Source organism: Ignavibacterium sp., assembly GCA_032027145.1.
Taxonomy (GTDB): domain Bacteria; phylum Bacteroidota; class Ignavibacteria; order Ignavibacteriales; family Ignavibacteriaceae; genus IGN3.
The window spans coordinates 579,467-599,210 of record JAVSMP010000001.1; the positions used below are offsets into that span (position 1 = coordinate 579,467).

The 19,744-nt window shown below is 34.3% G+C and carries 15 protein-coding genes and 1 tRNA gene; 3 read left to right on the top strand and 13 right to left on the bottom strand.

Features of this window, described 5'->3' with window-relative positions:
* Nucleotides 1-68 precede the first annotated feature (68 nt).
* A complete protein-coding gene (locus ROY99_02275) occupies nucleotides 69-305 on the top strand; it encodes a DUF1049 domain-containing protein (GenBank protein MDT3695188.1) in 237 nt (78 codons plus the stop codon).
* A 23-nt stretch (nucleotides 306-328) separates the two neighbouring features.
* Here ROY99_02275 and ROY99_02280 read toward each other — a convergent pair whose 3' ends face one another.
* Complete coding sequence (locus ROY99_02280) at nucleotides 329-535, bottom strand: DUF2892 domain-containing protein (GenBank protein MDT3695189.1); 207 nt, start codon at nucleotides 533-535, stop codon at nucleotides 329-331.
* Nucleotides 536-1,175: 640 nt separating this feature from the next.
* Nucleotides 1,176-1,247, bottom strand: a tRNA-Lys gene (locus tag ROY99_02285).
* A gap of 71 nt (nucleotides 1,248-1,318) precedes the next feature.
* On the opposite strand from ROY99_02285, the gene ROY99_02290 reads away from it, so the two are divergent.
* Nucleotides 1,319-2,695, top strand: coding sequence for a sigma-54 dependent transcriptional regulator (locus ROY99_02290; protein MDT3695190.1), 1,377 nt, complete (start codon nucleotides 1,319-1,321; stop codon nucleotides 2,693-2,695).
* 5 nt (nucleotides 2,696-2,700) lie between these two features.
* Entirely contained in the window at nucleotides 2,701-4,683 is a 1,983-nt protein-coding gene (locus tag ROY99_02295; protein ID MDT3695191.1) for an ATP-binding protein, read from the top strand.
* On the opposite strand, the gene ROY99_02300 is transcribed toward ROY99_02295, so the two are convergent.
* The 11 genes from ROY99_02300 to ROY99_02350 form a co-directional block, all read right to left on the bottom strand.
* A complete protein-coding gene (locus ROY99_02300; GenBank protein MDT3695192.1) occupies nucleotides 4,675-5,364 on the bottom strand; it encodes a response regulator in 690 nt (229 codons plus the stop codon). The two genes, ROY99_02295 and ROY99_02300, sit on opposite strands and share 9 nt — an antisense overlap.
* Before the next feature lies 1 nt (nucleotide 5,365).
* Entirely contained in the window at nucleotides 5,366-8,887 is a 3,522-nt protein-coding gene (locus ROY99_02305) for a response regulator (GenBank protein MDT3695193.1), read from the bottom strand.
* A 6-nt stretch (nucleotides 8,888-8,893) separates the two neighbouring features.
* Complete coding sequence (locus tag ROY99_02310; protein MDT3695194.1) at nucleotides 8,894-9,256, bottom strand: response regulator; 363 nt, start codon at nucleotides 9,254-9,256, stop codon at nucleotides 8,894-8,896.
* A 9-nt stretch (nucleotides 9,257-9,265) separates the two neighbouring features.
* Nucleotides 9,266-10,492, bottom strand: a complete 1,227-nt coding sequence (locus ROY99_02315; protein MDT3695195.1) for a type II and III secretion system protein — start codon at nucleotides 10,490-10,492, stop codon at nucleotides 9,266-9,268.
* A 14-nt stretch (nucleotides 10,493-10,506) separates the two neighbouring features.
* Complete coding sequence (locus ROY99_02320; protein MDT3695196.1) at nucleotides 10,507-11,394, bottom strand: hypothetical protein; 888 nt, start codon at nucleotides 11,392-11,394, stop codon at nucleotides 10,507-10,509.
* Nucleotides 11,391-12,938, bottom strand: a complete 1,548-nt coding sequence (locus ROY99_02325; protein MDT3695197.1) for a hypothetical protein — start codon at nucleotides 12,936-12,938, stop codon at nucleotides 11,391-11,393. The genes ROY99_02320 and ROY99_02325 overlap by 4 nt, the downstream gene beginning before the upstream one ends.
* A 3-nt stretch (nucleotides 12,939-12,941) precedes the next feature.
* Nucleotides 12,942-14,168 (bottom strand): ATPase, T2SS/T4P/T4SS family, encoded by a 1,227-nt coding sequence (locus ROY99_02330; protein MDT3695198.1) that lies wholly within the window; start codon nucleotides 14,166-14,168, stop codon nucleotides 12,942-12,944.
* A 136-nt stretch (nucleotides 14,169-14,304) separates the two neighbouring features.
* Nucleotides 14,305-16,098: a GspE/PulE family protein gene (locus tag ROY99_02335; GenBank protein MDT3695199.1), complete on the bottom strand. Its 1,794-nt coding sequence runs from the start codon at nucleotides 16,096-16,098 to the stop codon at nucleotides 14,305-14,307.
* A 379-nt stretch (nucleotides 16,099-16,477) separates the two neighbouring features.
* Nucleotides 16,478-17,854: a type II secretion system F family protein gene (locus ROY99_02340; protein ID MDT3695200.1), complete on the bottom strand. Its 1,377-nt coding sequence runs from the start codon at nucleotides 17,852-17,854 to the stop codon at nucleotides 16,478-16,480.
* Nucleotides 17,855-18,222: 368 nt separating this feature from the next.
* On the bottom strand, nucleotides 18,223-18,549 hold the full coding sequence (locus ROY99_02345; GenBank protein MDT3695201.1) for a helix-turn-helix transcriptional regulator: 327 nt from the start codon (nucleotides 18,547-18,549) through the stop codon (nucleotides 18,223-18,225).
* A gap of 2 nt (nucleotides 18,550-18,551) precedes the next feature.
* A complete protein-coding gene (locus tag ROY99_02350; protein MDT3695202.1) occupies nucleotides 18,552-18,929 on the bottom strand; it encodes a type II toxin-antitoxin system RelE/ParE family toxin in 378 nt (125 codons plus the stop codon).
* Between the last annotated feature and the right edge of the window lie 815 nt (nucleotides 18,930-19,744).

Below are 19,744 nucleotides of genomic sequence, written 5' to 3' on the forward strand. Positions count from 1 at the left end.
ATACCTTGATGTGGTGTTTCATTAGATCAAAAGTATTCACAAAATAATTTTATTTAAGGATTCCAAAAATGAATTATAAATCTATAATCATTCTATTATTATTAGGGCTTTTTATCATTGTTTGCCTTCAGAATATTGAAAACGTCTCTTTGAGTTTATTGTTTTGGAAATTTGAGATTTCAAAATTGTTACTGCTTATACTTACTTTAATTGCTGGAATTGCAATCGGAATGATTATACCCGGTGTATTAAAAAAGGCTAAAGAAGAAAAGGTGCAAGAAAAAAAACAGACTGCTGTTAAGTAGTTTTAACAGCAACCTTTTATCATTTAAACTTTTAGTTTTTTAGTTTCAACTTTTTTTCTGGTTGATAAACCTAACAAACTCCAAACAGGACAAAAATTTAACAGAGCCGTAACAATCGGAACTATTCCAAGTATTCCCCACCAGCTCTTTAAGTAAATTCCTAAAAGAATAATTACTACACCTAAAACTAATCGAATAACTTTATCAGACCTGCCGATATTGGTTTTCATACAAACTCCTTTTTAAACAAAAAAATTTTATTGATAGTTTGATGCAGTAATTGCGGAACTGGTTGCAAAATAAATTATAACCGGCAGAAACTATTTTATCATTCTTACCTGGCAGCACTGTTCCTGTGATCTAATCTTTCTTTGGTCTAAGGCTTTTTGAAAATAATATAAAACTTATATTGGTTCCCAATTTCTGCCTTGGCAAGGAATAAAGTCTTCGGTAGGATGCTTATCATATTTAATACAAAGCATAGCAGATTTGTCAAAATATTTGCAGGAAGAGCATAAAGTTCCAGATTCAATTTTCCGATTTATCTCTAAGAAATGTTTATACGACATATATGCCGGATTTATAACGAAAAAGAAAAAGGCTAATACACTAACTATTAAAAAAAATCTTTCATCAACCTGATTTTTGAGAAACCACAATATTATAAGAGTCAATCCTGACCTAATAATTGTCTTATAAATGACCTCACCCAAAACTACTCTCTAATAATTGTAAAACATACCTTAAATTACATAATTACTAATAGAATCGGTAAAACTTGCTGTTTTTTATAATATGTGTTATTATTAAACATTCGATATTAAAAATTGTTTAAAATAAAGTAAGCCACTATAGTGGCTTACTTAAAAGTGAGCGCGGGTGGGCTCGAACCACCGACCCTCTGCTTAAAAGGCAGATGCTCTACCCCTGAGCTACGCGCCCAAAATTTTGAACGGCAAATATAAATAATGTGCTTTTTTATTCCAAACTAAAAGATTTTTTATCGGTGGGAAATGATAGATAATTCAAAAAACTCGAAAATTCTTGTATGTGATGATGACGAAACACTTTGTTATCTTCTAAAAGAACAATTGCTTGAAGAAGGATTCTCTGTTGATGCCGTTTATGACGGTAAATATGCCATCGAAGCAATTAAAGCCAAAAACTACGATGTCCTGCTTCTTGATCTGAATATGCGTGAAGTTCAGGGGGAAGAGGTTCTGAAATTCATTAAGGATTCCGGTTATGAATTGCTTGAAGTTATTGTTCTTTCAGCTCAGTCTGATATTAAAAAAGCAATTCAATGTATAAAGAATGGTGCTTATGATTATATTACCAAACCATACGAATTTGATGAGCTTGTTCTAACTGTTAGAAGAGCCATCGAACACAGAGATTTAATTGTCGAGAAAAATCTGTATAAAAAAGTCGCACAAAAAAATCACTCCGAAAAAATTATTGGTGAAAGTAAAGCCCTTCAAAGAGTTTTAACACTGACAAATAAAGCAGCACAATCTGATTCAAATGTTTTAATCGAAGGAGAAACCGGAACAGGTAAAGAGTTATTTGCTGAATATATTCACAAACAATCTGCCCGAAAAGATAAACCATTTGTAGTAATAAATTGTGCTTCGTTACCCGATCAATTAATCGAAAGTGAATTGTTTGGACATGAAAAGGGGGCATTTACTGATGCAAAATCAACAAAACAAGGTTTAGTCGAAATCGCTCATGGCGGAACTTTATTCCTTGATGAAATTGGCGAGTTGAGTTTAACTCTTCAACCTAAACTTCTAAGATTTTTGGAAAATGGCGAATACAGAAGAATCGGCGGAATAACTAATCTTAACTCAAATGTTAGAGTAATTGGTGCAACAAATAGAAACCTTCTTGAAGAAGCTGATGTTAAAAACTTCAGACGGGACCTTTTATTTAGATTGAATGTTATTACATTAACTATCCCGCCATTGAGAGAAAGAAAAGAAGATATAATTATCTTAGCAGAGTATTTCTTAAATTCAAAATCTCCTATAAGATCACCTAAGAAATTATCTATTGAAGCTGCACAGATTCTTGAAGACTACAATTTTACCGGTAATGTAAGAGAGCTTGAACATATTATTGAGAGAGCTATCATTTTTGCTGAGGGTGATTATATAAAACCTGAAGACTTAAACTTACCCAACACTTACGCTTACAAAGAAGCAGGCAGAATGGGTAATGTAGATATCCCCTCTGAAATATTAAGTATGGAAGATTTGGAAAGATGGCATATTGGAAAAGTTTTAGATGCAAATCGCTGGGATAGAACAGTTACAGCAAATCAACTTGGTATCAGCCCAAAGACTCTTTATACTAAAATAAAGAAATACGAACTAAAACAAGATTAGACTGAATGTCTGATGAGATAATCAGAAAATACAAGCTGCTTGATCTTCTTGAGCTTCAGACAACTTCTGTAGCTCTTGCAGATAACACTTTTAAGATTTTCTGGTATAATAAAAGTTTTAAGAAAGATATTGGACCTGGTAAACTTAAGGGAATATCTTTAAAATCGTTATTCGGTATTAACACACCTGATAATCCTGTAATTATAAATGCCCCAAAATCATTTGTTGTTCCTGTTGCAGATAAAAATAAAAACATCGTCATTACACCAATCATAACCGACTCAAGAAAAAAAAATACTGCCTATCTGATAGAAATGCTGCCGATATCTGACTCTGAGTTCAAACAAGAGTCAGATAAAGAGAAGTTCAGAAGGAATTTGTTTTTTCAAAGAGAGCTGCAAAGCCTTCTTGTATTACTTGTAAAAGAAAAGTCAATTGATACTATTGCTGAAGAAATTCTTCTAAGATGTTTAGAAATTACTAGCAGTAATTTTGGTATTGTTGTTCTACAAGATGGAAATGACATAGTTAAATTTATTTACAACGATGAGTTTAACTTCATTACCGATAAAGCTGAAGTTGAGAAGAGTATCAAATACAATTCTTCTTTTATAAATAAGTGGCTGGATATTAATAAAAGACCATTGCTTGCACTTAATCATCACAACAATATCGGTTACGGAATTACTCAGGTACTAGGTTGCGAGTCGATATGTATTTCTCCTTGTTATTTTAATAATGTTCTTCACGCAAAGATTTTGCTTGGAAAAAAAGAGGGAACATATTCTTCATTAGACATTAATGATATAGAACAATTTTCTACTCTTCTGTCTTTTGCAATTAGTAATATTCAAACCCGGGAGCTAAACACCGCATTGGAGTCAAGATTACTACAAGCACAAAAACTTGAAACAATTGGCAAACTAAGCAGCGGTATGGCTCACGACTTTAACAATTTGCTTTCAAGTATTTTCGGAAGTCTTCATCTACTTCGTAATCGCGTACCCAAAACTGAAAATGTTTCTAAACTTATTGATAATATCGAAAATTGTTCTATAAGGGCAAGAGATTTAACTAAAGGTTTACTTTCTTTCGGTAAACCTACCGCGAAACGAAAAGAAATTGTGATGCCTAACTTTTTAATGAGTGAGCTTTCAAAAATTGTTACACAAACTTTTCCTAATTCAATTACTTTCGAAGAAAAAATAGATTCAGGTTTGCACAATATCCTCGGCAATGGTACTGAAATTTATCAGATTCTATTAAACCTATGTGTAAATGCAAAAGAATCTATTGAGGGTACAGGTAAAATAACCTTAAGCGCATCAAATCTTCTGATTAATTCTTCCAATTCAATTAACTATCCTTTGCTGGAAACAGGTAAATATGTAAAATTTTCGGTAAGTGATACTGGTTCTGGTATTGATGAAGCTGATATATCTAAAATTTTTGATCCTTATTTTTCTACAAAGCAAAAGGATACAGGTTCTGGTTTGGGTTTATATGTTACGTATGGAATTATTAAGGCACACAAAGGGCATATTGAAGTAACAAGTAAAAAAGGAACAGGAACTACTTTTGATGTTTACTTGCCTGTTTTTGAACCTCCAGATTCGAAGAAAGAAAAAGTAGAGGATAAAATAATAATGCTCGCTGATGATGAAGAAATGCTGAGCGAACTGTTGGCAGAGATGCTTGAATCAAGTGGATATTATATAATCAAGGTAAAATCAGGTGAAGAGGCTCTAACTGTTTTAACTGAAGAATTAAAAGTGGATCTCCTGATAATTGATTACAATATGCCGGTTATGAATGGACTGGAATGTATTATTAAGATTCGGAATCTTAATTTTAAGCTGCCGATAATTTTATCATCAGGAAGTTTGAGGTTTGATGACGATGAACTGAAACTCTATAATGTAAGCAAGAAAATTATGAAGCCTTATGAATTTGATACAATGCTTGAAGCTATAAAATCTTTAATTTAATTTATTCTCATCTTTCTCTTCTTCATCATCAACTTTAACCATTTTTATATTAGGTGTATAGTTGGACAATATCGGATCTTTAATTGCATTAAGTTGATTTAATACATCAGTAATTTCCTTAACGGCGAGATCAATATATTTTACTCTTTTTAATATTCCTTCTTTTGATATATCATCCTTGTTTAGCTCTCTTTTTATTGCAGCAGATGATAAGCTTAATAATGTAAGAGGTTGTTTGATTTTATGATTAGCAGTAACAACAGTGGCTATATAAGTACCTCTCTTTTCGGATGCTAATAACAACTTATGAGCTTCAGATAGTTTTAGTGCCGATTGAACCCGAGCAAGAAGTTCCACTCGATTAAATGGTTTTTTAATATAATCAAATGCACCGGCTTCTAATCCTTCCCTCGTGTCTTCGGCACCCGATTTTGCAGTAACAAGAATAATCGGAATATCTTTAGTTACCGGGTCATTAACTAAAATCTTGCAGACTTCAAGACCAGTTATATCGGGCATCATAATATCTAAAAGTATCAAATCTGGTTGATCGTTTTTTGCTTTATCAATACCTGTATAACCATCATAAGCAGTTAAAACTTCAAATCCTTCATGCTCTAACCTATCCTGAAGCATAAAAACATTTTCCGGTAAATCATCAATTACTAATATTTTTTTCATATCAATGCGACTTTATTCTTGAAATTAATTGTGAAATTTTTCCTGAAATTACTGCTGAGTTTACAGGTTTTGCTATATAATCATTAAAGCCATGTTTTAATATTATTTCTTTATCACCTACCATTGCCTTAGCTGTTACAGCATAAACCGGAATATCAATTAAGTCAGTATTACTTCTGATATTTTTTAATGTTTGGAATCCATCCATTTCGGGCATCATAATATCTAGTAAAATCAAATCGGGCTTTGTCTGCTCTAAAATTCTCAGACATTCAATTCCGCTCTTTGCTAAAAAGGTTTTACAACCTGCAGCCTGAACCATTTCGTTCAAAGTGAAAAGAGTATCAGAATCATCGTCAACAATTAAAACATCAAGTGATTGTTCATCAGACACATCCTCATTTTCTATTATTTCAAAATCCTGATTGTTAAATCCATCTTCATCGTTAGATATTTCTGATTCGATTAACATAATCCTATCTCTGACAGCTTTAAGGACATCATAGGGTTGATTTTTAGTTTTGGTAACGATCATTTCAACAATATTATTAAGTGATCTTTTTTCTTCTTCTGTAAGATCCTTTGCCGTACTTATAATTATCGGAATTTGTTTTGTCGTACTGTTCGATTTCAGTTTATTAGCTAAAGTTATACCATCTACCTTAGGCATTATTAAATCAAGGATAATTAGATCTGGCTGCACTTCGGCAATTTTGTTGAAGGCAAATTCACTATCTTTAATAAATTCAATTGATAATTTTTCATCCTTAAATTCATTTGTGAACTTTTCAAATTCTAATTCATCATCATCAACAATCACAATTTTCTGAACATGTCTTTGAACAATTGATTCAAGTCTGTTGAATGTAGTTAATAGTTTCTCTGACGAAAACGGCTTAATAAAATATTCAAAAGCACCAAGGCTATAACCAGTGTTTTTATCTCCAAGAATTGAAATTAAAATTACAGGAATATCTTTTGTTAAAGGATTTTCTTTCAGCTCTTTCAGTACACTCCAGCCATCAGTATTTGGAAGTAGAATATCAAGCGTTATTGCAAAAGGCTGCTTCTCAATTGCCATCCTAATTCCGGTTTCACCGTCTTCAGCGGAAATAGTTTGATAGCCCCGCGAGATTAAATACTGAGATACTGTATATCTTACTTCAGCATCATCATCTATTATTAAAATTGGATTATTTCTGTTCTTTCTTAAAGCTGCTGCATTAACATTAGTATAACTTTCTTTTTTCTTTTCCTGTGAGAACTTTATCGGAAAAGACACTGAAAAAACAGAACCTTCACCAACAATACTGGCTACAGATATCTTTCCGCCAAGTAAATCAACAATCTTTCTCGAAATGGCTAAACCAAGTCCTGTACCGCTGTATTTTCTTGTGGTGGTTCCATCAAGCTGTCTAAACTCTTCAAATATTATTTTTTTCTCTTCTTCAGAAATTCCAATTCCAGTATCACTTACTGAAAACTGCAGTGTCCTCTCAGCAAGTATTGAAATGCTTAACTCTACATTTCCCTGGTGTGTAAATTTAATTGCATTTCCTATGAGATTAATTAGTATCTGGTTAATTTTTCCTTTATCAGTATTTATAATAATTCTGGTATTACAATAACGTTTAACATTAAACGTTAATCCTTTTTCTTTGGCAAGCGGCTGGGCAGTAGTGATAACTTCCTCAATAAGATCTTCCAGTAAAACATCATCCTCTCTGATTTCCATTTTGCCGGCTTCAATTTTAGAAAGATCGAGAATATCATTAATAAGATTCATTAATCTTTTACTGCTTTTAAGTACAACTTCAAGCCGCTCTCTGTTTTTGGTGCTTAACTGCGCTTTATCAAGTATCAACTCAGTAAGACCAAGAATCGAATTCATAGGAGTTCTAAGTTCGTGTGACATACTGGCTAGAAACTCGGATTTTAACCGTGTAGAATCTTCAGCTCTTTCCTTTTGAAACGCAAGCTCTTCAGCTTTGATTTTAAGCTGATTACTCATTTCAAGCAATGTATCGTGCTGTTTCCTTATCTGAACGTTTTGTTTCTGATATTCTTCATTAAGTTCTTTCAGCTCAGCAACAAGATTTTCAAGTTGTACTAGCGCTTTTGCATTTGTCAATCCGATTGCCATCTGCTCTTGTATCTTTGCAAGATATTCTGTTGCTTCGGGAGAGGGTTTATTAATAGAAGCTAATTCCAGTATTGCAACTACTTTATTATTATAAATAACCGGAAGCAGCAGCAGATAACTAATTTTCAAGCCTGTCAGACCGGTTTGAACAACAGGCAGTAAATCCTCAGACAAAATTTCTACTTCATTTTTAGATTCAATTATATTTTTGAAAAACTCATTGTGCTCTCTGTTATTTACAGTGTTGCTTAATCCATAAGTGCAGATTAAACTAACCTCATCATCATCAACTGAATAAAGTGCACCTGCCAGAAACTTACAGGTATCCAGTATTTTCTTTAATGCTGCGTTTGATATTTCTGTTAGCGAAGCATTCTTATTTATTAATGTGATAAAATCCGAATATTCGTTTTTTGCCTGCTGGCTCTTCTTAAGTTCATCAATCATCAGATTAAATGTTTTACCAAGATTTCCTATTTCATCATTGCTTGGATCGGTAATATGTATGTTATAATTTCCGGCGCTTGTTTTTGCGGCTGCAAGATTAAGATCGCTGATTCTTAACCTTATTTTGTGAGTTAATATATAGCTTAATAATAATGCAATGATAATACCAACAACACCTATAATAATTGTAATCTCTGTGAGAGTTCGTCTAAGATCAGAAACTTCGCTTATAGATTTAAATATTATTATAGAAAGTTCATTTCCAAATTTTGTTGGTTTATCAATTTTGTATTGAGCCGCAATTATATCTGCGGTTTCAGTATTGCTAACAAACACTTCGAGACTATTGTTTTTCTGAAGCTTTTTATTCGCTTCACTAAGGAAGTAAAGATTTTGAAAATTACTATTATAATTAGAAATCTCAGTTGTAATATCATCCCATAGCAAAGCAATATCAGAGCCTATTCTTTTGGAAAAATCATCCAACAAACTGCTGTTGATAATTTTACCGTAGTAATAGATTTTATTTCCCTGCAGTGTTTTTAAATTTATAACCGCATAAGGATTTAATTTTACAAACTCATCTATTGTAAGTTTCTTAGGAATTTCAACCAAGCTTTTGGCTGCGTAACGGATAATGTTTTGAGAATCAGCAGCAGCTTCAAAAAAGAAATCGTTTATACCGCCGGATAATATTCTGTTAGAAAACAACAGATCAGTATTATTTTTAGCATAATTCCAGAACTCTTCATCAATGTCATTCATTAATGAGCGGTAAGCAAAAATAAAATTTCGTGATGAATTAATTAGGTTTTTGGATTGTTGGGAAGTTAATGTATTATACATTATAGAATAGAATGCAATTGTGGAGCTTCCCAGCACAACTGCAATTATTAGCAGATTAACAAGAATTATACGATAGCTTATTTTCATTTAATTTCATTCTTTTTGCAATACTTTCCTAATTGTTATCAGAAGCTCGTCAAAGTCATAAGGCTTGCTAATAAAATCAGTAGCACCCATTTTGGCTGAATCAATTGCGCTTTTAACATCGGCATAAGCTGTTAACACAATTACCTTTGCTTTAATTTGATTTTGCTCAATCGCCTTTAATACATCAAAACCATCCATTGCCGGCATTTTAAGATCAAGCAAAATCAAATCAACCGGGTTGTTCTTTAAGAAATCCAGAGCTTCATAGCCGCTGTTTACAAAATTTGAGTTATATCCAACCTCCTCTAATTCTTCTTTAAGAACAGTACAAAGGTTTAAATCATCATCAACAATTAGAATTGATTCCATTATAAATTTCTATTTTTTCTCATTAAAGGATGAACTTGTGGATTCCATTTGATAATACTTAATTCTATTGTTTTGTTTTATCACTTCAGAATTAAGCGGATTCTGAGTAGGATTTTCCAGTCTCTCTTTTAATGTCGGGAGCAGTTCAGTCTTCAATAAAATAACCAGTTCTTTTTTTCTTACAACTGTTTGATCTGAGCCAGTAAGATATCTTATACCAAATACCCACCAAGGTAAATCTTTAAGGAATGGAATTCCGTTGCGGGTTATTGTCTCTTCATTTACAAACAATCCACCTAAAATTGTTTCCTCACCATTTAGCATCAGTACTTGTGTAGAAGCATTTGTCTTTTTTATTTCAGTTGTTTGTTCATTTAATTGGAATGAACTTCTTTCAACCTGAATATTAAGAAGAATGTAATCAATACCATCTTCTTTATAAACATGAGGAGTAACCTCTATAATAGTTCCAGTCGGGAAGAATTTCTCAACTGTATTACCAGCAAAATCCCTTGTTCTGACAGAAAAATCTGATCCTACCTGTATTCTGCCCTGCCTTTTATCTCTAACAGTTATATTTGGTGACGCAATTATCTCACCTAATCCTTCATTCTCAAAAAATCTGAACATTGCTGTAGCTTGACCATAAAAATCGCCCAGATTAAAATCGCCAGAACCACTTACATTAAATTGTGAAGGACTTGCAGCACTCTGATTTTGTGATTGAGTTTGTGTATTTAATTCAGTTCCCAGATCTAACCCGTTTTGTGATAATAAAAACTTCCAGTCTATTCCTCTTTCTTTTGTTTCAGCAACATCTACTTCAAAGAATACTGCAGAAATTTTAATTTCGCGTGAATCAACAGAAGCATAAATATCTTCGGGTTTTACTTCTTCCTGTTGTACTCTCTTAATCACAATTACATCTTCCTTCTCTTCGATAATATAGCCATTATACTGAACAATCATAAACAGGGCTTTATCATAAGGTAGATTTTCGATTTCAAGACCAATTGGTTTATCTGAAACGACAGTTGACACTATTCGTTTTCCAGTCGTGCTTTCACTTACCTTACTAAGCAGTGCGATTGCTTCACTAAAAGGTAATGATTGAGACATAGTAACAAGTTCATCTGGATTGTTATAATCCTTTAGTCTTCTTTCCCAATATTTTTGCGGGAATAAGTTACCGATGAACATTAAAACTATTAACAGTGAGTATAAAATTGTTTTCATTTTACTTCTCATTCTTATTTCTTTAATAAATCTGTTCGATCTAACTGCAGATCAACTTTTTCAATTATTCCGCCTTTGTTAAGTATAAAACTTACACGGCTGTTTTGGTAATCAATTTTTGTTAAGTAACCCAGATACACCTGTTCACCCTCCCATATTAAATAGGTATTACCTTTACTGTCAGCAATAAATGCTCCTTCGGGAATCAATGCTAACAAGGTTGCGCCCTGAACATCAAGCAATTCATCAATATTAGGAGGTATTTCATTTCTGATCAATGGATAGAATCCATCATAAAGAGTAGGTGAGCTTAGGTTATTTTCCACAAATGTTGCCGGTGCAAATCTGTTATCTCTTGAGAAATAAGTTCTTGCATTAACAGTAAAGTTAACCAGATAAACAGGATTTTCACCTTCTTTTGTTTGAACAAGATTTCCAAGATTAATGTTTGTTACTTTCTTAAGCTCTTTGCTATTTTCAATAGCATAAATCAGATTATAAACCTCATTAAAGTAGCCGAAACCGGTTAGCTTATAATCATGATAGAAAAACTCCTTCTCTTGCTTTTGCTCAATGTATTCAATATTAACCTGTGCCTTATCAGAAAATCCATTAGTAACATTATTCACGAAGTTGTAAAACTTAATGGATGATAAGTTCTGAGGAATATTAAACTCCCGGTTGGCAAGAATTGAATCAAGCTTGTCGGATTTTTCTAATAGATCCTGGTATTGAGCTAACAATTCCTGCGGATCTAATGCTTTTGCCTGTAGTTCTTTAAGATTATCTCTTTTTTTGTTAAGATCTTTTCCTTGTACAAAGTAGAGATAAGAACCTCCTGCAATTAATATTATTAGCAGTAAAGCTAATAGAACCAAAGTGCTTCTTAATTTTTTATTCATTTCTTTTTCTGATATGAAGTAATATCAAATGTTAAATTATATTTATAAGCATTTTTTTCACGCAATGCTTCATTCATCATGCTATTAAGTCGGGCATTTTCAAAACTAAATGCCAAATCAGTTGGAGAATATTTTGACAAAGAATATCCTTCTATCTTAATAGAATTGGAATTGTCTCTGACTATGCTGGATATCCAAATATTCTGCTTGCTGCCGCAGAATGCAGAGATATCTTTAAGAACATTTTTCCAAATCCCGGTACCAACTGCTGCAGAATCAAGTATAGCTTGTGTTTGACCAAAGCTGCTGATCTTTCCTTCCAATTCAGATATTTTACTTAACGTTTCCTGGTTTTGTCTGATTATCATATTCTTCTGCTGGATTTCCTCATCGAGTCTTGAAAGTTCTTTGTTGTTTTGTAAAACTTTAAGAGTAAACAGAAAAGCAGCAAGGAACAGCAGTGGAAGAACTGCAAAACTATGCCATGAAAATTGGAAAAACTTTTGTTCTTCAGAAATATATTTTGGTAATACATTTATTCCCTTATGTTCCTTTGCAATCTCATCAAAGAACTCTGTTGCAACTGCAATTGGAACGCTGTAGCTGGAGAATTTTGCCTTAGTCTCCTCGTCAACCTGTGATATGTCAAGATCATCAAACTCTAATCTGCTTACATTAGCTTCGGGAAAAGTACCGTAAAAAGAAAGTATCAGATTTTCAGAATCATCTTCACCGCATACAATAATATTATCTAAGGATGTAATTCCGCCGTTTTCCATTTCAAGTAGAATTTTAGAAAAATATACATCATAGGTGTGAAGATTGGTTGTACCGATATCCAGAGTTGTACCGATATGTTTAAGTTTTCTTCCCTGAAGAAATATTAGTTTACTATACTCTTTTCCGATATAAACAACCAGACTCTGGTCATCCGGGAAAAATTTCTTCCTCTTTGCAACATAATACGCAAGTGAGATATCAGCACTTTTTATTGTTGGAACTTTAAAGAATTTTTTACCCAGGTGTTCCGCAATATTATCTAAGAGATTAACACAGGCAACAGGACCATCGACAAATGCAGATAACAAAGAACCATCAGAAAGTTCAGTGTAATCAAGGCTTTCTCTCTCAACGTTCATGCCTTTGCTTTGTCTGATATCCAGAATAATTTCGTCAAGAAGTTTATTGCCCTTTAAATCCTTTCTGCCGTCAAAAGGATGATAATAAATTGCTGGTTCTGTAAGAGCAGGAATAAACTCAAGTTTGCTGAGACTTATTCCTTTTAAAGCCGCACCAATAGAGCTAATACTTGGTGCTTCAAGTTCAGGGCTGCCAAATGCAGTATCCTTTGCACCATCGCCTTCAAGCTGAAGCCCGTCAGCATCAAGGTTAAATCCTGCAGTCGGATGAAGATCCGTTTTACTGGAAACCACATCAACTGAGGCTGTGCTAAGTACTTTTAATCTGCTGCCGTTTTTTTCATGTCCTACGACAGCAAGTTTTGTGTCATTGCCTTCGCAATAAATGCAGGCTATTGTTTTCATAATTTAAGCCGCTAATATTTGCTGAATTCTTGTTTTATTATTGGCATAAGTAATTGCCGTTTCTAATGAAATCTTCTTTGCAAGATACAAACGTTTAAGATCTTGTTCCATTGTAATCATACCTTGTGCACCGCCCTGATTTATCATCATATAAATCTCGCTGGTGTTATTATTTTTAATTGCAGCTTTAACACTTGGTGTTACAAGTAATACTTCTTTAGCCAAAACACGCTTGCCATCAAGGCTCGGAACAAGCTTTTGTGATACTATTGATATTAAAACGTCTGCCAATCTGTTTCTAACTCTTTCCTGTTCTACCGGATCGCATTCTGCAATAATTCTGTCTATTGATTCAACCGCTGAGGAAGTGTGCAGTGTTGAAAAAACTTTATGTCCGGTATCAGTAACTTCCAGAGCAGCCATAATTGTATCAGGATCTCTCATTTCACCAACTACTATTATATCAGGATCCTGTCTTAAAGATTGCACAATACCTTCTTTAAATGATAAAACATCTCTGCCTACTTCTCTGTGTTTAATAAGAGAAATATTAGATGTATGTACAAACTCTATCGGTGCTGCAATAATTATTACGTGGCAGGGATCCATCTTATTGTGATGATCAATTATTGAATCCAGTGTTGTCGATTTACCCGAACCGGTAATACCCGTAATTAATGAGAGACCAAATTTTATATAACCGTGACTTAATGCTCTTACAATATTCGGATGAAAATCGAGAGAAGAGAGCGGTCTGATTATCTGATTGATTGCTCTCATATTCATCGTAAGTGTGTCAAGATCAAAATACGTATCAGACCTGAATCTTACGTTAATATTTCTTCTTTCGTATAAGAAGGTATAACTAAAATCTAAATTTCGTCTCTTTGCTAATTGCTCTCTCTGATTAACATTAAGAAGATTTATTATAATAACTGCAGATTCATCGTTAGTAAATTGTGGTATTTCTTTCACCCGCTCTTTTATTCCAAAAACTCTCATCCATACATAACCTACATTACCATGTCCGCCAATTTCAATATCCGAAGCTTCTTTCTCAATCATGTTTGTAAGAAGCTTATTATAAAACTTCCTCAGAAGTAACTTCTCATTATCCTTAAGTTTATCTATGTTTTCAATTATATAATGTACTCTATCCGGACCGAATATAGATTCAGGAATTGCTCTGCAAAAGTTTTCAAGTATTCTTTTTTCTTCATTAATGTTCAATGTAAACCTATTTAAATACTTTAATATCTTAGATAAAACTATACCATTGTATAACTAATAGAATTCCGTAAAAACTGTAATAATTATCTTATTTTGATATAAATGTTATGTAAAATTTACACTTGCGTAAGAAATTTTACGATTCGCTGGTACCTGCTAACACTTCTTCGATAGATGTTAATCCCATCTTTACTTTTTCAAGACCAGCTTCCCTCAAAGTTAACGTACCATCTTTTCTCGCCTGGATTCTAAGTGATTCTTCATCAACTTCAACCCCTGACTTTACAATTAGTTGTCTTATTTCTTTAGTAAAGTATAATGCTTCGTGTATTGCTAAACGACCTTTATAACCGGTTCCATTACATTCTTCACAGCCAGCTGCCTCATAAATAGTATAATTACGCCACTCAGCAATGTTAAGCCCTGCAGCAGACATCAGGCTTTCATCAAAATTTACTACTTTCTTTTTACACTTCTGACATAGCTTTCTTACAAGCCGCTGTGCAACAATAAGATTAATTGCATAAGCAATAAGAAACGGCTCTATCCCCATTTTATAAAGTCTTGATACAGCACTTGGTGCATCATTCGTGTGAAGAGTGGAAAATGTTAAGTGCCCTGTATTAGCAAGTTTGATAGCAATCTCAGCAGTTTCTTTATCTCTCATCTCACCAACAAGTACAATGTCAGGGTCGTGTCTGAGTATGGAGCGGATCGCCTGTTCAAAATTCATCTTGTAACCAATCTTTAGCTGTCTGGCACCTTCAATTACATACTCTACAGGATCTTCTACCGTAAGCACATTAACTTCCGGAGTTATCACCTGATATAAAGCTGCTACAAGTGTTGTACTTTTTCCGCTACCGGTTGGTCCGGTAAGTATAACCATTCCCTGTGGTTCATTAATTGCTTTCTCAAATGATTTTCGTGCGGTACCTGCAAGACCAAGTTTATCAAGATCACGTATAACTTTTCTGTCATCAAGAATTCTTATTACAACACTTTCAAATTTATTTTTTAATTCCGTACCAACCATCGGCAGTATTGAAACTCTGAATCTAATTATTATACCATCAATATCTCTTTGAATAAAACCATCCTGAGCCATTTCTCTTTCAAAACGGTCCATACCTTTAGCACGATCTTTAACTACTGCAACTACAGCCTCGGGCAAGGTGCCTTCCTGTATATGCCATGTCTGCAGATTACCATCAATACGGAACATTACCAGAGTTTTGTTGCCTGCTTTAGGAATAAAGTGAATATCACTCGCCCCTCTTCTGACACCTTCAACCAGTGCGCCTTCAACAAGATTTATTAAAGCGCTTTTATTTATTTCTGCATCAAGTGCCTGTTCGTCAAGCGATGAATCCTCCCGTTCCTCAATATCAATCATCTGAGCATCTTCTTCCATTACTTTAAGGAACAGATTTTCCGGAGGAAGGATTTTTTCTATCAGTTTTTCATAATCAGCTTTACGAATAAATATTACTTCATACTTCTTTGCACTGAGTCCGAATGCTATTTTGGGTATATTCCTATCAGTCGGATCGATAGCTGCAAGTATAAGTTTATCTTTATTCCGGTCATCGAACATAAAAGGAATGATCTTGTGTTGTAATATCAAATCTTTTAACGCTTCACCGGAGCCGGTAATCATATTCTTTATTGATTCCAATCTGGCGTCTGAAATCTCTTCGGGTTTAGTTTCAAGTTCTCGGAAAGCGTAAAGAATTGCTACTTCGCGGAATATAGTATCGTGATCATACTTAAAATCCTGTACAAGTATTTGGGCAAGATTTCTCTTTATCTTACTTCTATCATTTGTTTTAGCAGTAATTGCCTTTTCAAGCGTCTGCCCATCGATTATTCCTTTTTTAAATAAAAGGTAACCGATCTTATCTGTCATCTCAAGGCTGGTATCAATCATTCAATATTCGCAAAATTTATTTTTCTAAACATAATAAAGTTTTTAATTTGTTCATATTCTTAATAAGATATGCAAAAAATATTTTATTCATTTAACCAGAGCCACACTGCCCGGGTAACACATTTGTCAGTCTGAGCGGAGTCGAAGACTGAACCTTTGTTTCTTTCACGTTTCAACTTCGCTCAACGTGACAACCATTTGTCAGTCTGAGCGGAGACGAAGACTGATACCAATTATTCTCATCTTAAAGTCACGTTTCGACTTCGCTCAACGTGACTATCACCTGTCAGTCTGAGCGGAGTCGAAGACTGATACTAATTATACTTATCTTAAAGTTACGTTTTAACTCTTGCTCAACGTAACAACAAATAAAACTATATCAAACCTTATCCTGCTCAAAATTAACACTAACAGATGCAGTACCCGGTGTCTTTGGTCTTACAGTTGCAGTTTCTGCTGAGACTAATGTTAACAATATCATCACCACCATTATAAACATTGCAATAAACACTTGTATGATCTCAATAAGATTTTTTAACTTATAAACAGTTTCGGTTTCATAATAATTAGCTAACTGTAAAGCAGTGTTTTTGATAGTTCCGGTTTCTTCACCCGAGTGAAATCTTGATAAAGCAGTTTCTGTAAATACACCCGATGCTTCGAAGGCATCTGTTACACCAACTCCTTTTTTTATCATTAAAGGAATTGCAACATTTTTAATTCTATCTTCAAAATAAGCGTTTCCACTAGCTTCTGCTGCAATCCGAATTGGTTCAATACTTTCTGCTGAGCCGCTGTAAAGAGTATAAAACACTCTGCAAAAAACTTCTATAAGTGTCTTATGTATCAGTGTTCCAATTATTGGGAGCTTAAGAATGTACTGATCGATAAGAAACTTACCTTTTTCAGTTCTAGTAAACTGCCAAAGTGCAATAGGCGGAATTATACAAAACGCAGCGACTAAGTATGGATTCTCAATCAGGAAGTCACTTATCTTCAATGTAAAAGCAGTCATCGGCGGAAGCTCTACACCAAACCGTACAAATAATTTTGCTGTTTCAGGAAAAATATATCCCACATAAAATATCACTGCCAAAAAAAGTACAAACACAGTAACTAGCGGAGTAATCAGCGCACTCCGCATATTCTTTTTAAACTCTTGTCTTCGTTCTAAGAATTTTGCAGTTGCAAGATAAATCTCTGTCATATTACCGCTTTTGGATGCAAGACCAAGCATATAAGCAGTGAACTTACCAAATATATCCTGATACTTTAAAAATGTTACCTGGCTATCGGCTCCTTTTTTCAATTCATTATTAATTTCTTTCAATGTATTCTTAAGTGCAAGATTCTGAGTATCGTTAATAAGTAAAGTAAGGATTTCTCCGTATGCTAATTTCTGTTCCAAAAGTTCGGCACTTATCTTAACAAATGTAACTATATCAGCAACTGGTGGTTTTGCCTGAAAATCCAGCAATTTTTTGTTAACAGCTAAAGGTTTATATCCTAAACGAATGAGTGCATCTTCAACTTCTTTTTTGTTAAATGCTTTCTGTTCACCTTTAATCGGTTTATCGGTACCTTTTTGTGCTCTATAAAGAAAGGTTGACTTCTTCTCAGTGGATAAAAGCTTTAATTGATTTTTTTCTGCAAGACGCTGAATCTTTTTCTTACCTTCTATCGAAGTCTCTGCAGTAAGGGTTCCGGATATAGTCTGTCCGTTTATCTTTTGCGCTGTAAATTTATACTCTACCATTTTTTACTCGATACTTGTTAATTTTTCTTTGGACGGTTTACTCAAATTTAGTTCCAGAATTTCTGTTCGATTTTTGCTTAGAAATGAATTATTTGCCAAAAATATTTGGTAAATAAGTCCCTATAATCTAAAGTCGTGTAAAATATACTTACATTAAATATTACTATTGTTAATCTGTTTTGATGGTAAAGGAGATAACAATCGGTGGGTACGAAAAAGATTTTGAGAGTGATAGTATGAGCTTTTCACCTGTCAGTCTGAGCGGAGACGAAGACTGACACTAATTATTCTCTTCTTAAAGTCACGTTTCGACTTCGCTCAACGTGACACTCACCTGTCAGTCTGAGCGGAGACGAAGGATGACCGCTTCATAAGAGTTGGATATAATTATTTTCAATCTTTACATTAAAGTTTATATCTGCCTTCAGCGCTTTGAATACCTTTAATATTGTGTCTATTGTTGCACTGTTTGCACTGCTTTCAAGCTTGGAAATCTGGGATTTCTGCACACCAATTAATTTTCCTAATTCTTCTTGTGTTATTTTTTTTTCAAGACGAGCTGTTTTTATCATTCTACCTAAAATATCCATTCGTAGTGCATATTCATATTTTTCTCTTTCTGGTGTGCCAATTTTACCGATGTATTTATCTTTCATCTTAGAAAGCGGGTAGCTTTTCAATTTTTTCTTTGACATAATTATTTTTTCCTTTTCTGATTAAAATATTCTTGTCTTATTCTTTCTGCTCTTTCAAGTTCTATTTGAGGTGTTTTTCTGCTCTTCTTGACAAATCCATGAGTTGCAAAAACCAGAGTTTCTGTGCTTTCTGTTCTATCCCAAAATGCTAACAGTCTATTTTGATTTCCCAGATATTGACTTCTAAACTCCCAAATTTCCCCCTTGAGTTTTTTAAATAGTTTAGGATCGTTTGTTTGTTCAGCAAGATCAATGTTATACAAAACCTTAGCAGCTGATTTCTTGTCCAGACTGGAAATGAAATCAGCAGCTTCTTCTAAAAATCTTGTTTCAAAATATTTCATAGATTTGCTTTTTGCAAAGTTAACGAGGGTTTCCATATATTGCAACTTTTGAGGAGTTGTTAAAGGATTGGACAAGTCCCGATTCTACATTGTTGTCTGGAACTAATTCCGTCAGTCTGAGCGGAGTCGAAGACTGACCTTTGTTTCCGTCACGTTTCGACTTCGTTCAGCGTGACACCTATTTGTCAGTCTGAGCGGAGACGAAGACTGAACTTTGTTTCCGTCACGTTTCGACTTCGCTCAAAGTGACACTCATTTGTCAGTCCGAGCGGAGACGAAGACTGACCTTTGTTTCCGTCACGTTTCGACTTCGCTCAACGTGACACTAATTCGTCAGTCTGAGCGGAGTCGAAGACTGACCTTTGTTTCCGTCACGTTTCGACTTCGCTCAACGTGACACTTATTCGTAAGTCTGAGCGGAGACGAAGACTGAACTTTGTTTCTGTCACGTTTCGACTTCGCTCAATGCAACACTCATTTGTCAGTCTGAGCGGAGTCGAAGACTGAACCTTTGTCTCTGTCACGTTTCGACTTCGCTCAAAGTGACTATCACCTGTCAGTCTGAGCGGAGACGAAGACTGAACTTTGTTTCCGTCACGTTTCGACTTCGCTCAACGTGACACTTATTCGTCAGGCTGAGCGGAGACGAAGACTGAACTTTGTTCCTGTCACGTTTCGACTTCGCTCAACGTGACACTTATTCGTCAGGCTGAGCGGAGACAAAGACTGACCTTTGTTCCTGTCAGTCTGAGCGGAGACGAAGACTGACTTTTGTTTCCATCACATTTTGACTTTGCTCAATGTGGCTCTCACCTGTCAGGCTGAGCGGAGTCGAAGACTGACCTTTGTTT

Coding starts and splice junctions, on each gene's coding strand:
- ROY99_02275 (MDT3695188.1), top strand. CDS start 69: ATGAATTATAAATCTATAATCATTCTATTATTATTAGGGCTTTTTATC.
- ROY99_02280 (MDT3695189.1), bottom strand. CDS start 535: ATGAAAACCAATATCGGCAGGTCTGATAAAGTTATTCGATTAGTTTTA.
- ROY99_02290 (MDT3695190.1), top strand. CDS start 1,319: ATGATAGATAATTCAAAAAACTCGAAAATTCTTGTATGTGATGATGAC.
- ROY99_02295 (MDT3695191.1), top strand. CDS start 2,701: ATGTCTGATGAGATAATCAGAAAATACAAGCTGCTTGATCTTCTTGAG.
- ROY99_02300 (MDT3695192.1), bottom strand. CDS start 5,364: ATGAAAAAAATATTAGTAATTGATGATTTACCGGAAAATGTTTTTATG.
- ROY99_02305 (MDT3695193.1), bottom strand. CDS start 8,887: ATGAAAATAAGCTATCGTATAATTCTTGTTAATCTGCTAATAATTGCA.
- ROY99_02310 (MDT3695194.1), bottom strand. CDS start 9,256: ATGGAATCAATTCTAATTGTTGATGATGATTTAAACCTTTGTACTGTT.
- ROY99_02315 (MDT3695195.1), bottom strand. CDS start 10,492: ATGAAAACAATTTTATACTCACTGTTAATAGTTTTAATGTTCATCGGT.
- ROY99_02320 (MDT3695196.1), bottom strand. CDS start 11,394: ATGAATAAAAAATTAAGAAGCACTTTGGTTCTATTAGCTTTACTGCTA.
- ROY99_02325 (MDT3695197.1), bottom strand. CDS start 12,938: ATGAAAACAATAGCCTGCATTTATTGCGAAGGCAATGACACAAAACTT.
- ROY99_02335 (MDT3695199.1), bottom strand. CDS start 16,098: ATGATTGATACCAGCCTTGAGATGACAGATAAGATCGGTTACCTTTTA.
- ROY99_02340 (MDT3695200.1), bottom strand. CDS start 17,854: ATGGTAGAGTATAAATTTACAGCGCAAAAGATAAACGGACAGACTATA.
- ROY99_02345 (MDT3695201.1), bottom strand. CDS start 18,549: ATGTCAAAGAAAAAATTGAAAAGCTACCCGCTTTCTAAGATGAAAGAT.
- ROY99_02350 (MDT3695202.1), bottom strand. CDS start 18,929: ATGGAAACCCTCGTTAACTTTGCAAAAAGCAAATCTATGAAATATTTT.